Origin of the sequence: Streptomyces sp. NPDC002795 (genome assembly GCF_042888725.1) — a bacterium.
Classification (GTDB): Bacteria; Actinomycetota; Actinomycetes; order Streptomycetales; family Streptomycetaceae; genus Streptomyces.
Map to the genome: position 1 here is coordinate 180,548 of NZ_JBIAQB010000011.1, position 12,998 is coordinate 193,545.

Genomic DNA, 12,998 nt, shown 5'->3' on the forward strand with positions numbered 1-12,998 from the left:
GTCGCGGACGGCCGCTGCATCGATGCGGTGTCCCAGTTCGAGCGGGCGCGGCGGCTGCGCCCGCACGACCGGCAGCACACGGCGGGGCAGGCGTGGGCGCGACTGTGCGAGGGCACCGACACGGCCCTCGACGACGCGGTGGGCCTGTGCCACGAGGTGCTCCGCGAGCGCGGCCTCGCGGAGGGGCTCGCCCACACCTGCCTCGGCTTCGTCGCCCACCGCCGCGGCCGACCGGAGGCGGCGGAGCGGCACTTCACCCGGGCCACGGACCTGGAGCCGTACGACGGCTGCCACGGAGACCTCGGCGCCCTGTACGTGCAGCAGGGCCGGTACGAGGAGGCGGAGCCGCGCCTGCGCCGGGCCGTGGAACTGAACGCGTACGACGCCGCGGCCCACATCGAACTCGGCAATCTGTACCTGCACCGGGCCGACGGCCACTCCTGCGCTCCGACGGAGGGGCCCGGCGACGCGGAACGAGCGGAACGCGCCTTCGACCGGGCCCTGCACATCGACCCGCACAGCGGCCGGGCCGCGATCGGGCTCGCCCTCGCGCTGGCCCACGCGCGGGGGCAGGGGAACCTCGTGGCGGCCGAGTCGGTGCTGCGGCAGGCCCTGGAGCGCTCGCTCGCCGACGATGTGCGGGCCCAGGTGCATCTGGCGCTGACCCGGCTGCTGATCCAGGCGGGCGACGCCGTCCAGCGCATCGAGCCGTACGAGCAGGCACTCCAAGAAGCGGAGCGCGCGGGCACGTTGGCGGCGGGGAAGAGCGAGTGCGCGTATCTCGCGGGAATCGCCGAGCAGCGCCGCGGTGCCCAGAGCGGCGACCTGCGGGTGCGGCTGCTCAGCCGGCGGCGGGCCCTCGCACACTTCAGGCGCTGCCTGCGCCTGGAGCCGGGACACACGGACGCGGCGCAGGCGATGCGGCTCCTGGAGGAGGAGAACCGCATCAGCCGCTCCAGCCGGATCAGCACGGGGGCGCTGGCCGCCGTGTGCGCCGTCGCGCTCGTCACCATGTGGGTGGACTTCCTGTGGAAGCACCATGCCACGGCCGTCATGGTGACGACGCTGACGCCGCTGCTCGCCGGCCTGATGGCGATCGCGTTCCTGCTGCCCGTACTGAGCCGGCTGAAGCTGCCCGGCGGAATGGAGGCGGACCTGTCGGCCAGCCTGCAACAGGTCTCCTCCGGGCCGGCCGGCGAGATGTCGCTCAGCACGTCCTGGATGTCCTTCACCGCGGGACCCGTCGGCTGGCTCCCCCGCCTGGACGGCTGGCTGCCGCACCGGATCGGCCAGGACACGGACTGATCAGGCGCCGCCGCCGAGCGCCCCGCGCACCGCCTTCACCAAGGCCTGGGCCCGCGGATCGGCGGTAACTCCCTTTTGCATGCCATTGGTCACGTACCCGAAGGCGATACCGGACTCCGGGTCGGCGAAGCCGAGGGCGCCGCCGCGGCCCGGGTGGCCGAAGGAGGTCGGGGAGAGGAGGGGGGAGGCGATGCCGTGCAGCATGTGGCCGAGTCCGAAGCGGGAGGGTGAGATGAGGACACGGTCCGGTCCCGACGAGACCTCCGTACGGGCGAGTTGGACGGTTTCCGCACTGAACAGCCGCGCTCCATCCTCCACTTCGCCGATCAGCGACGCGTAGAACCGGGCCAACCCTTCCGCCGTGCCGATGCCGTTCGAGCCGGGGAGCTGGGCAGCGCGGTAGGCCGGGTCGTTCTCGTCCGCCGCCGGGGCGATGGTGCCGAAGGCGCGGCGGGTGAGCGAGTCCGGGTTCTCGTACGCCTCGACGATGGCCCGCTTGGGGCGGGACCGGAGGCCTTGTCCGGTGGCCGGAGGCTCCACCGGTCCGACCCGGCCCACCCGGTGCGCCTGCGCCTCCGGAAGCCCGATCCACACATCGGCCCCCACCGGCCCCGCGATCTGCTCGGCGACGTACTCACCCATGGACCGGCCCGTGACGCGCCGCACCAGCTCCGCCGTGAGCCAGCTGTACGTCTGCGCGTGGTACCCGTGGTCCGTGCCGGGCGCCCAGAACGGCTCCTGCGCGGCGACGGCGGCCGCGGCCAGGTCCTGGTCGGCAGCCTCGGCGACGGTCAGCGGGCGGTCGAGGGCGGGCACGCCCACCCGATGCGCGAGCACGTCCCGTACGCGGGCGTCCTCCTTGCCGTGCGCCTTGAACTCGGGCCAGTACGAGCCGACCGGCGCGTCCAGGTCCAGCTCACCGCGCTGGTGCAGCAGGAGCAGCGCGGCGGCGGCGATCCCCTTGGTGCCGGAGCGGAGGATCTGGGCGGTGCCCGACTCCCAGGGCGCCTCCCCGTCGACGTCCCGCGTGCCGCCGTACAGGTCGACGATCTTGCGGCCGCCGTGGTGGACGACGACCGCCGCGCCGCGCTCCCCCAGCGCCTCGAAGTTCCGTATGAACGCATCCCTGACGGCCTCGAAGCCGTCGGCCACCTGGCCCTTTACCTCACTGCTCACGGGGACAGGAACACCCTTGCGGCCCGGAAACTTCCCGCAACTCCCGACCGCGCACGGCCACCCGCAACGTATCGGCGAGCGCGCACGTCAGCTCCGCCACGAGGTGCCGCAGCTCGGCCGGGCCCGCCACGTCCAACAACTCCCGGGCGTGCCCCAGCAGCACGTCCGCCATCTCCAACTGGGCCGCGTCCACGGCGTCCACCCGCCGGGCGGCGGGCCCCGGCCGGGCCGGGTCCCCGATGACGTACACGCTCTTGTGCGTGCTCATGCGACCTCCACGCCGTGGATCACGTACGGGCCGGACCCGTCGACCCCGAAGTCGGCGAGCAGCAACTCCCGCCTACGGGCGGCCTGTTCTGCGGCGACGACATAGGGGCGGACGAGCCGGTGGGCGCTCCCGTCGAGCGGGGGCTCGGGGCGCCGGACGACGTCCGCTGCTGCCGGGCGCCGGTGGCGCCCGCCCGGGGCCGGGAACGTCATGCGCGCCAGGGACACAAGGAGCGCTACCGCGGCGAGCAGGAGGCTCCCGTACGGGAGTGTCGAACGGGTGAGGTCGAGCATGCGGCACACCTTTCAGGCTGCGACTGACGCCTTGAGCGTATAGCCCAATACAGCCCTCTGTATACAAGTACAGAGGGATCTACCTGAATGCGCAGGTCAGAGGGGGTCTACCGTGGAGAGATGTCCGAAGCAGAGAAGGCCAGCGGGCAGCTGGACCCGCACAGCGCCACCCCGCTGTACATCCAGCTGGCCAACGTCATCGAGGCGGCCATCCGTGCGGGGAGCCTGGCGCCCGACCGCCCCATCCCCTCGGAGCACGCGCTCGCCGACGAGTACGGCGTGGCGCGACTCACCGCCCGCCGCGCCGCACAGGAACTCCGCGAGCGGCAGCTCATCGTCACCGTCCGCGGCAAGGGCTCCTTCGTCGCCAAGAATCCGCCTGCGCAGGCGTGACGTTCACGCTCCGCGCGTTCCGCTACCTTTCCCCCGCTCACGCCACCTTCCCCGCCACCGACCTCGGGTCGAAGCCGAACGGCAGTTCCAGGCGGTGGGCTGCCATCAGGTCGTCGTCCACGAGCAGGTCGGCCGTCGGCCCGTCCGCCGCGATCGTGCCGTCGCTGAGGATCACCGCGCGGGGGCAGAGCTCCAGGGCGTACGGCAGGTCGTGCGTGACCATCAGGACCGTCACGTCCAACGTCCGGAGGATGTCGGCGAGTTCGCGGCGGGAGGCCGGGTCGAGGTTGGAGGACGGTTCGTCCAGGACGAGGATCTCCGGTTCCATGGCGAGGACGGTCGCCACGGCCACCCGGCGGCGCTGGCCGAACGAGAGGTGGTGCGGCGGGCGGTCCGCGAACTCCTCCATGCCGACCAGCGCGAGCGCCTTGCGGACCCGTGCCTCAAGGTCCGGGCCCTTCATGCCCGCCGCCGCCGGGCCGAACGCGACGTCCTCGCGGACCGTCGGCATGAACAGCTGGTCGTCCGGGTCCTGGAAGACGATGCCGACCTTGCGGCGGATCTCCGCCATGTTGCGCGCGGACACCGGGAGTCCGGCCACCGTGACCGTGCCCGTGCCACCCGTCAGGATGCCGTTGAGGTGCAGGACGAGGGTCGTCTTGCCCGCGCCGTTCGGCCCGAGCAGCGCGACCCGTTCGCCCTTGCCGACGGTGAGGTCCACGCCGAAGAGGGCCTGGTGCCCGTCGGGGTAGGCGAAGGCGAGTCCGGTCACGTCCAAAGAAGCAGTCACAGCACCCATCCCAACAGACACACCACGATTGCCGCACCCGGCAGGGTCAGCGCGTACGACCACTGGGTCCTGCTCGCCGCCAGGTCGTCGATCACCGGCATCGCCCCCGCGTAGCCACGGCTGATCATGGCGAGGTGCACCCGCTCCCCGCGCTCGTAGGAGCGGATGAACAGGGCACCGGCCGATTTCGCCAGGACTCCCCAGTGGCGCACGCCCCTCGCCTCGAAGCCGCGCGACTCCCGGGCGATCTTCATGCGGCGCATCTCGTCGGTGATGACGTCGCCGTAGCGGATCATGAACGACGCGATCTGTACGAGGAGCGGGGGCAGCTTCAGGCGTTGCAGGCCCAGGATCAGTTCGCGCAGTTCGGTGGTCGAGGCGAGGAGGACCGCGGCGGCGACGCCGAGCGTGCCCTTGGCGAGCACGTTCCACGCGCCCCACAGCCCGCTCTCGCTCAGTGACATCCCGAGGACCTGCACCCGGCTCCCCTCCGCCACGAACGGCATCAGGACGGCGAAGGCGACGAACGGGACCTCGATGAGCAGGCGCTTCAGCAGGTATCCCGCCGGGACGTGCGCCGCGTACGCCACCGCCGCGAGCAGCACCGCGTACAGGCCGAACGCCCACATCGCCTCGCGCGGGGTGGAGACGACGACCAGAACGAAGCAGAAGACCGCGGCCAGCTTGGTGTGCGGCGGCAGCGCGTGCACGGGCGAGGTCCCGGCGCGGTAGAGCTGGTGGGCGTGGCCTGCGCCCATGTCAGGACACCCGCTCCGAAGCGGCGGGGACCTCGGTGGAGGCCGCGTCGCTCGTACGGCGCCTGCGCAACGCCCAGAAGATCCCGGTGCCCGCGACGACGGTGACGCCGACGCCGATGATCCCGGCGAGGCCGCCGGAGAGGCGGCCGTTGGCGATGTCCTTCACGCCGTAGTCGGCGAGCGGGGAGTCGGAGGAGGCGTGCTCCTTCGTCTTCTGGTCGATGCCCTTGTCGTGGGCGACCTTCTCCAGGCCGTCGGGGTTGGCCGAGGCGTAGAAGGAGACGAAGCCGGCAAGGACGAGGGAGGCGGCCAGGCCGATGAGCCAGACCTTGCGGTGCGAGCGGGCAGCCGCCACCGGAGCCGCCGCGGGCGCGTCGACCAGCTCCCCGTTCACCTTCAGCTTCAGCGTCTTGTGCAGGCCCCGGGCCCCGTACACGAGGTCGGGCCGCACGGTGACGACAGCGCCGACGGTGAGCGCGGTGATCACGGCCTCGCCGATGCCGATGAGGACGTGCACGCCGACCATCGCGGTGGCCACCTTGGCCGTGGAGACGTCGGTCGTCCCTCCGATGGCGTAGATGAGGGTGAAGACGACCGCGGCGGCCGGGACGGACAGCAGCGCGGCGACGAAGGACGCCACGGTGATCGAGCGGCGGGTGCGCGGCAGCAGCTTCACCAGGCCGCGGAAGACGAGGTAGGCGACGACGGTCGTGGTGATCGCCATGTCGGTGATGTTCACGCCGAGCGCGGTGAGGCCGCCGTCGGCGAACAGCACGCCCTGCATGAGTAGCACGACGGACACACAGAGGACCCCGGTGTAGGGGCCCACGAGTATCGCCGCGAGCGCGCCGCCCAGGAGGTGTCCGCTGGTGCCCGCGGCGACGGGGAAGTTGAGCATCTGCACGGCGAAGATGAACGCCGCGACCAGTCCCGCGAGCGGCGCGGCCCGCTCGGAGCCCAGCTCACGGCGGGCGCCGCGCAGGCTGACGGCGACGGCGCCCGCGGCGACGAGGCCCGTGGCGGCCGACACGGGTGCGTTGATGAATCCGTCGGGGACATGCATGGCAGGGAGCTCCGCTCGGGTCCGGGGCAGGCGTCCGGGTTCGGCGTCCGGTGAACCGTTCGATGATAGTGCCCTGTTGCGAACGCCTTGCAACAACGTCTCAGCACCAATTGAGCCCGGATCCGCCTATCCTGTACACCACGAGTTATCCGACATATGCGACATTTAATGTCATGGCTGTTGTCGAGCAGTACGTCGAGCAGTACGCGCGGGCCCGGGTCATCACGGATTCGCCCGACGCGTACCGCAGCGTGCCCGCCGTACTGCGCTGCGCCGACGGCACGGTGCACATCGCCCTGCCCGGCTCCGGGGAGTGGTCCTTCCCCCGCGAGCTGCTCGAACGCGGGCTGCGGGCCCCGGCCTCCGGTGGCGACGTCCGGATCTGGCCCTGCGGACGTGTGCAGGCGGTCATCGAGTTCCACTCGCCCGAAAACCCGGACGGGGCGACGGTCGTGCAGTTCGACGTGAAAGCGCTGATCCGCTTTCTGCGTCGTACGTACACGGCCGTCGCCCCGGACTCCGGTCAGGACGTCAGGCGCTGACGAGCTCCCGCTCCTCGTCCGGACGGTCGGCGGCGGCCGTCCGCAGCCCCTCGCCCTCCACGTCCACGTTCGGCAGCACCCGCGCCAGCCACTTCGGCAGCCACCAGGCCTTCTTGCCGAGCAGGGCGAGGACGGCGGGCACGATCGTCATACGGACGACGAAGGCGTCGAAGAAGACGGCGATGGCGAGGCCGAAGCCGATCATCTTCACCATCTGCTCCGAGCTTCCGATGAAGCCCGCGAACACCGCGATCATGATGATCGCCGCGGCCGTGACCACCCGCGCCCCGTGCTTGAACCCGGTGACGACGGCCTGCGCGGGCCGCTCCCCGTGCACGTACGCCTCCCGCATCCGCGTCACGAGGAACACCTCGTAGTCCATCGCGAGACCGAAGACCACACCCACCATGAAGATCGGCATCATCGACATGACGGGACCGGTCTGCTCGACGCCGAACAGCGAACCGAGCCAGCCCCACTGGAACACCGCGACGACGGCGCCGAGCGCGGCGAGGACCGAGAGCAGGAAGCCGAGCGCCGCCTTCAGCGGGACCAGGATCGAGCGGAAGACCACCATCAGGAGCAGGAACGCGAGGCCGACGACGAGCGCCAGGTAGGGGATCAGCGCGTCGTTGAGCTTCTGCGAGACGTCGATGTTCATGGCCGTCGAGCCGGTGACGCTCAGCTCGGCGCCGGTGTCCGCCTTGATGTCGGCGCCCGCGGCACGGATGTCGTGCACGACGTTCTCGGTGTCGACCGACGACGGCTTGTACTTCGAGACGACGCTGATGACAACGGTGTCCCCTGCCTTGTTGAACGTCGCCGGGGTGACGGCCGCGACCCCGTCCGTGCCCTTGATCTCCCGGACGACCTCGGAGACCGCGGCCTTCGGGTCGTCCGCGCCCTTGGCGTCGACGACGGTCATGAGCGGCCCGTTGAAGCCGGGCCCGAAGCCCTCGGAGAGCAGGTCGTACGCCTGGCGCTGGGTGGTGCTCGTGGGCTGCGCGCCGTCGTCGGGCAGACCCAGTTCGAGCGAGGCCACGGGTACGGCCATGGCGCCGAGGCCGACGATGCCCGCGATCAGGACGGTGACCGGACGGCGCAGGACGAAGCCGGCCCAGCGGGTGCCCAGGTTGACCTTGGGCTCCTTGTCCGTGGACAGGTCCTTGCGGGCCTTGCGGCCGTGCACCCGCTTGCCGACATAGCCGAGCAGCGCCGGGATCAGGGTGAGCGCGATGAGCACCGCGATGGCGACGGTGCCGGCGGCCGCGATGCCCATCTTGGTCAGCATCGGAATGTTGACGACGGCGAGTCCGACGAGGGCGATGACCACCGTCAGCCCCGCGAAGACGACGGCCGAACCGGCGGTCCCCACGGCCCGTCCCGCCGCCTCCTCGCGCTCCCGGCCCTCGGCCAGTTCGCCCCGGTACCGGGACACGATGAACAGCGCGTAGTCGATGCCGACCGCGAGGCCGATCATCATCGCCAGGGTGGACGTGGTGCTGCCCAGGTCCAGCACCTTGGCCAGCGCCGTGATGGCGGAGACGCCGATGCCCACACCGATCAGCGCGGTCAGCAGCGGAAGACCGGCCGCGATCAGCGAGCCGAACGTGATCACCAGGACGACGGCCGCGACCGCGATACCGATGATCTCCGTGGCCCCCGTCTCCGGCATGGCCTGCAGCGCGTCACCGCCGACCTCGACGGTGAGGCCAGTCGCCTTCGCCTCGTCGATGACCTCCTGCAACGCGTCCCGGTCGGCGTCGGTCAGCTCCATCGAGGAGACCTTGTACGAGGCCGACGCGTAGGCGATCGTGCCGTTCTGGCTGATCGTCTTGGCGGCGAACGGGTCCGCGACGGAAGCGACGTGCTTCGAGCTGGACTGGATGGAGGCGACGGTGTCCTGGATGTCCGCCTTGTTGGCGGCGTCCGTGAGCTTCTCGCCCTTCGGCGCCTCGAAGACGACGCGGGCGGTGGCCCCGTCGGCGGCGGATCCGGGGAAACGCTGGTCGAGCAGGTCGAAGGCCTTCTGGGCCTCGGTCCCCGGTATGGAGAAGGAACTGGAGGTCGCGGTCGGCGCGGAGGCCGCGCCGACGCCCGCGAGCGTGAGCAGGGCCACCCAGATCAGGGCGACGAAGTGCCGTCGCCGGAACGCGAGTTTGCCGAGTTTGTAGAGGAATGTGGCCACGGAGGCGTACTCCCGGTCAGGTGTCGTGGGTCCAACAGGACAGCGCGGCATGGGTGATCGGCCCGACGACATGAGCGGGTGCGCGCCGGTACTTGCTTGGTGCGTAAGGGGTTACGCGCTGAGGGCGGGGAGGACCACAGCGTCGATGTACGAGAGGAGGTACTCCTGCGTCGGCGGTTCTTCGTCGATGAGCGTGCGGGTGGCGAACGCGCCGATCAGCATGTGGATCAGATAGCCGAGCGCCGGGTTGTCGGCCCGGACCTCGCCCCTGTCCACCGCTCTGCGCACCATCCGGTCGACACCCGTCATCTCGGGCTCGACGATCCACTCCTTGAAGGCCGCGAGCAGATCCGGGTTGGCGTGCACGGCCACCATCAGGCCGCGCATCAGCGCACTGTTCTGCTCCATGTGACAGTCGTCCTCGCGGAACGCGATGGCGTGCAGATCACCGCGCAGCGAGCCGGTGTCGACCTCGTCGAAGTGCGGCTTCTGGCTCCGCAGCGCCTTCACCACCAGCTCGGCCTTCCCGCCCCACTGACGGTAGAGCGTGGCCTTGCTGGACCTCGTGCGGGTCGCGACGGCGTCCATGGTCAGGGCGTCGTAGCCGACCTCGCGGAGAAGTTCGAGCACGGCGCCGTACAGCTCGGCCTCGCGCTCGGGCGTGATCCGGCTGCGACGCGTCGTTGCCTCCGCGACCATCTCACCCACCTGACCTCTCGGTATGCGTACGCCATAAAAGTACCCTGCCCACTAGCGAAACGAAACGGTTTCGTACGTGCGCTGCGCCACACCTTCCCGCACTCTTCTCCGCGAGTCCCGGTTGCCGGAGCCCGCGTCGCGGAAAAGCATGAGGAGGTGACTGAGGCGACTGAGGCAACCGAGGATGCGGACGGCCGGGCGTACCTGCGATTCCCGCACATCAACGGCGAGCGGCTGTGCTTCGCCGCCGAGGACGACCTGTGGGTCGCTCCGCTCGACGGCTCGGCGCGGGCCTGGCGGGTCACCGTGGACCGCACAAAGGTCAGCCACCCGCGCTTCTCCCCCGACGGCCGGCAGATCGCGTACACGACGTGGCGCAGCCTCGATCCGGAGATCCATGTGACGCCGGTCGACGGCGGCTCCGCGCGCCGGCTCACGTACTGGGGCAGCACGGACACCCAGGTGCGCGGCTGGTCGCCCGACGGGGACATCCTCGCCGTCGCCTCGCACGGCGAGCCCTTCTCGTACTTCACCTTCGCCTACAGCGTCCACACCGACGGCTCCCCCGGCGGCAAGCTCCCCTGGGGGCCCGTCTCCGACATCCAGGTCGCCGACGTCGACGGGGAGCGCCAGACCCTGCTCCTGACGGGTACGCCGCCGCACGAGCCGGCCGCGTGGAAGCGCTACCGGGGCGGGGCCCAGGGCCGGCTGTGGGTGCACGGACAGCGCATCCTCGCCGACCTCGACGGACATCTGGACGACCCGATGTTCGTGGACGGCCGCATCGCCTTCCTCTCCGACCACGAGGGCGTCGGCAACGTCTACTCCTGCCGCCCCGACGGCACCGACCTGCACCGCCACACCGACCACGACTCGTTCTACGCCCGGCACGCCACCACCGACGGCAGCCGCGTCGTCTACCAGTGCGCGGGCGACCTGTGGATCCTCGACGACCTGGATCCCGACTCGGTGCCGCGCAAGCTGCGGGTCCGGCTCGGCGGCCCCCGCGCGGGGCGCCGCAGCTACCAGGTCCCCGCCGCCCTCCACGTCGACTCGCTCTCCGTCGACGAGACGGGCCGGGCCAGCGCCGTCGTCGTCCGCGGCAGCCTCTACTGGCTCACGCACCGCGACGGCCCCGCCCGCACCATCGCCGACACCCCGGGCGTGCGCGTACGCCTTCCCGAGATGCTGGGCTCCGGCGGACAGGTCGCCTACGTCACCGACGCCGACGGCGAGGACGCCGTCGAGATCGCCTACCTGCCGCGGGCCAGCGGCGACCGGGCACCGCGCCGGTTCGCCTCCGGCAAGCTGGGCCGCGTACAGGAGCTGGTCTCGGCCCCGGACGGGGAGCGGCTCGCGATCGCCTCGAACGACGGGCGGCTGCTGCTCATCGACGTCGGCGAGGAGGGCGGCGAGGCACCGCTGGAGGAACCGGCCGTCACGGAGCTGATCCGCTCCACGAACGGCCCCGTCCGCGACCTCGCCTTCTCCCCCGACGGCTCCTGGCTGACCTGGTCGCACCCCGGCATCGGCCGCTCGCTGCGGCAGATCAAGATGGCCCGGATCAACCGGGGCGGCGGATCCACCGCGATCGGCGCGGTCGGCCCGGCGAAGGGCGAGGCGACGACGATCGTCGACGTCACCAACGGCCGCTTCGAGGACGAGAACCCAGTGTTCACGCGGGACGGCCGCTATCTCGCCTTCCTCTCCTGGCGCGGCTTCGACCCCGTCTACGACGTGCACACCGGCGACCTGTCGTTCCCACTGGGCTGCCGCCCCTACCTCGTACCGCTGTCCTCCGCGACGTCGTCCCCGTTCGCGCTCTCCCCCGACGGGCGGACGGCGGCGGGCGGCCTCGACCCGGTCGAGGACGCGGGCGGCGACGGCACGCCGACCGTGGAGATCGAGGGGCTCGCCAACCGCGTCGTGCCGTTCCCCGTCTCGGCGTCCAAGTACTCCTCGCTGCACGCGGTGGCCGGCGGCGGTCTGGTGTGGCTGCGCTGGCCGATCTCCGGCGCGCTCGGCGAGACCTTCGCCAACCCGGCCGACCCCTCGGCCCAGCCCACCCTCGAACACTTCGACCTGGTCAAAGGCAAGAAGTCCCAACTCGTCGCCCACATGGACTGGTTCGCGGTCAGCGGCGACGGCTCCCGGCTCGTCGTCGTCGACGAGGGCGAACTGGAGGCGGTGCCGTCCACCGAGGCGGGCGACAACGACACGACGGTCTGGATCGACCTGCGCCGCATCCTCCACGAGGCCGACCCGGGCGCCGAGTGGCGGCAGGCGTACGACGAGGCGGGCCGGATCATCCGCGCGTTCTTCTGGGAGCCGAAGATGTGCGGCATCGACTGGGACGCGGTGCTCGACCAGTACCGTCCGCTGGTCGAACGCGTCGCGTCGCCCGACGAGTTCGCGGACCTCCTGCGCGAGGTCCTCGGCGAACTCGGCACCTCACACGCCTACGTGGCCGCCGCCCGCCGCAACGAGGGCCCGCCGCACTACCAGCGCGCACAGGGCCTGCTCGGCGCCAACTTCGTCTGCCGGGACGGCAGTTGGACGCTCCAGCGGATCCTGCCCGGCGACTCGTCCGACTCCAAGGCCCGCTCCCCGCTCGCCGGCACCGGCATCCGCGACGGCGCCGTCCTCACCCACATCGACGGCCGTCCGGTCGACCCGGTCACGGGCCCCTACCCGCTGCTCGCGGGCGCGGGCGGCACGACGGTGGAGCTCACCTTCACACCGGCTGAGGGCGGCGGCCGCCCCCGCCGCGTCGCGGTCGTCCCCCTCGTCGACGAACGGCCCCTGCGGTACCAGGACTGGGTGGCCAAACGCCGCGCGGTCGTACGCGAGTTGAGCGGAGGGAAGTGCGGCTACCTGCACATCCCCGACATGGGCGGCTCCGGCTGGGCCCAGTTCAACCGGGACCTGCGCATGGAGGTCTCCCGGCCCGCGCTCATCGTCGACGTACGGGGCAACGCGGGCGGCCACATCAGCGAGCTCGTCGTCGAGAAGCTCACCCGGAAGATCATCGGCTGGGACCTGACCCGCAACGCCCAGGCCGTCTCGTACGCCTCGAACGCCCCGCGCGGCCCGGTCGTCGCCCTCGCCGACGAGGCGACCTCCTCGGACGGCGACATGATCGCGGCCGCGTTCAAGCTGCTCGCGCTCGGCCCGGTCGTCGGCCAGCGCACCTGGGGCGGCGTCGTCGGCATGACAGGACGGCACAAGCTCGGCGACGGCACGGTGATCACGGTGCCGATGAACGCGGCCTGGTTCCCCCAGTACGGCTGGTCCATCGAGAACCGGGGCGTGGAACCGGACATCGAGGCCCTGCGCACCCCCCTCGACTGGGCGGAGGGCCGCCACGCCCAGCTCGACGACGCCGTGGAGCTGGCGCTGAACCTGCTGGCGGAACAGGGCGCGACGAATCCGCCGGACTACTCGGACGTCCCGGACCGGAGGCGGCCGACACTGCCACCGCGGTAACCGGGTGCTCCGCCGGACCAATGTCCGGCGCGGGACT

General features: G+C 71.4%; 12 protein-coding genes. 4 read left to right on the plus strand and 8 right to left on the minus strand.

All coding sequences use genetic code 11. The features are described 5' to 3' along the window. The first annotated feature begins 27 nt into the window (after positions 1–27). A complete protein-coding gene (locus ACFYWS_RS30690) occupies positions 28–1,305 on the plus strand; it encodes a tetratricopeptide repeat protein (RefSeq protein WP_389281831.1) in 1,278 nt (425 codons plus the stop codon). Here ACFYWS_RS30690 and ACFYWS_RS30695 read toward each other — a convergent pair whose 3' ends face one another. From ACFYWS_RS30695 to ACFYWS_RS30705, 3 genes are read right to left on the minus strand one after another with little or no spacing between them, the layout of a single operon-like run. Further along, entirely contained in the window at positions 1,306–2,481 is a 1,176-nt protein-coding gene (locus tag ACFYWS_RS30695) for a serine hydrolase domain-containing protein (protein WP_389281832.1), read from the minus strand. Beyond that, positions 2,471–2,749 carry a hypothetical protein gene (locus ACFYWS_RS30700; RefSeq protein WP_389281833.1) on the minus strand — a complete coding sequence of 93 codons (279 nt, stop codon included), beginning with the start codon at positions 2,747–2,749 and terminating at the stop codon, positions 2,471–2,473. Before ACFYWS_RS30700 ends, ACFYWS_RS30695 begins: the two co-directional genes overlap by 11 nt. Continuing rightward, a complete protein-coding gene (locus tag ACFYWS_RS30705) occupies positions 2,746–3,042 on the minus strand; it encodes a hypothetical protein (protein WP_389281835.1) in 297 nt (98 codons plus the stop codon). The genes ACFYWS_RS30700 and ACFYWS_RS30705 overlap by 4 nt, the downstream gene beginning before the upstream one ends. A 120-nt stretch (positions 3,043–3,162) precedes the next feature. On the opposite strand from ACFYWS_RS30705, the gene ACFYWS_RS30710 reads away from it, so the two are divergent. Continuing rightward, positions 3,163–3,435, plus strand: a complete 273-nt coding sequence (locus ACFYWS_RS30710; RefSeq protein WP_389281837.1) for a GntR family transcriptional regulator — start codon at positions 3,163–3,165, stop codon at positions 3,433–3,435. Positions 3,436–3,472: 37 nt separating this feature from the next. Here the strand turns inward: ACFYWS_RS30710 and ACFYWS_RS30715 are convergent, their stop codons facing one another. The 3 genes from ACFYWS_RS30715 to ACFYWS_RS30725 are packed head-to-tail and all read right to left on the minus strand — an operon-like array spanning position 3,473 to position 6,046. Next, a complete protein-coding gene (locus ACFYWS_RS30715) occupies positions 3,473–4,234 on the minus strand; it encodes an energy-coupling factor ABC transporter ATP-binding protein (RefSeq protein ID WP_389281838.1) in 762 nt (253 codons plus the stop codon). Continuing rightward, positions 4,222–4,983 (minus strand): cobalt ECF transporter T component CbiQ, encoded by a 762-nt coding sequence (cbiQ, locus tag ACFYWS_RS30720; protein WP_389281840.1) that lies wholly within the window; start codon positions 4,981–4,983, stop codon positions 4,222–4,224. The genes ACFYWS_RS30715 and cbiQ overlap by 13 nt, the downstream gene beginning before the upstream one ends. A gap of 1 nt (position 4,984) precedes the next feature. Next, entirely contained in the window at positions 4,985–6,046 is a 1,062-nt protein-coding gene (locus ACFYWS_RS30725) for an energy-coupling factor ABC transporter permease (protein WP_389281841.1), read from the minus strand. Positions 6,047–6,219: 173 nt separating this feature from the next. Between ACFYWS_RS30725 and ACFYWS_RS30730 the strand changes: the two genes are divergently transcribed. After that, positions 6,220–6,588: an SsgA family sporulation/cell division regulator gene (locus ACFYWS_RS30730; protein WP_389281843.1), complete on the plus strand. Its 369-nt coding sequence runs from the start codon at positions 6,220–6,222 to the stop codon at positions 6,586–6,588. On the opposite strand, the gene ACFYWS_RS30735 is transcribed toward ACFYWS_RS30730, so the two are convergent. Together ACFYWS_RS30735 and ACFYWS_RS30740 are read right to left on the minus strand one after the other, a co-directional pair. Next, the gene (locus tag ACFYWS_RS30735) at positions 6,578–8,776 is read right to left on the minus strand and encodes an MMPL family transporter (RefSeq protein WP_389281844.1); all 2,199 of its coding nucleotides are present in this window, start codon (positions 8,774–8,776) and stop codon (positions 6,578–6,580) included. The genes ACFYWS_RS30730 and ACFYWS_RS30735 overlap by 11 nt on opposite strands. Positions 8,777–8,887: 111 nt before the next feature. After that, positions 8,888–9,475 (minus strand): TetR/AcrR family transcriptional regulator, encoded by a 588-nt coding sequence (locus ACFYWS_RS30740; RefSeq protein ID WP_389281846.1) that lies wholly within the window; start codon positions 9,473–9,475, stop codon positions 8,888–8,890. A 156-nt stretch (positions 9,476–9,631) separates the two neighbouring features. Between ACFYWS_RS30740 and ACFYWS_RS30745 the strand changes: the two genes are divergently transcribed. Next, positions 9,632–12,961 (plus strand): S41 family peptidase, encoded by a 3,330-nt coding sequence (locus ACFYWS_RS30745; RefSeq protein WP_389281848.1) that lies wholly within the window; start codon positions 9,632–9,634, stop codon positions 12,959–12,961. Positions 12,962–12,998 lie beyond the last annotated feature (37 nt).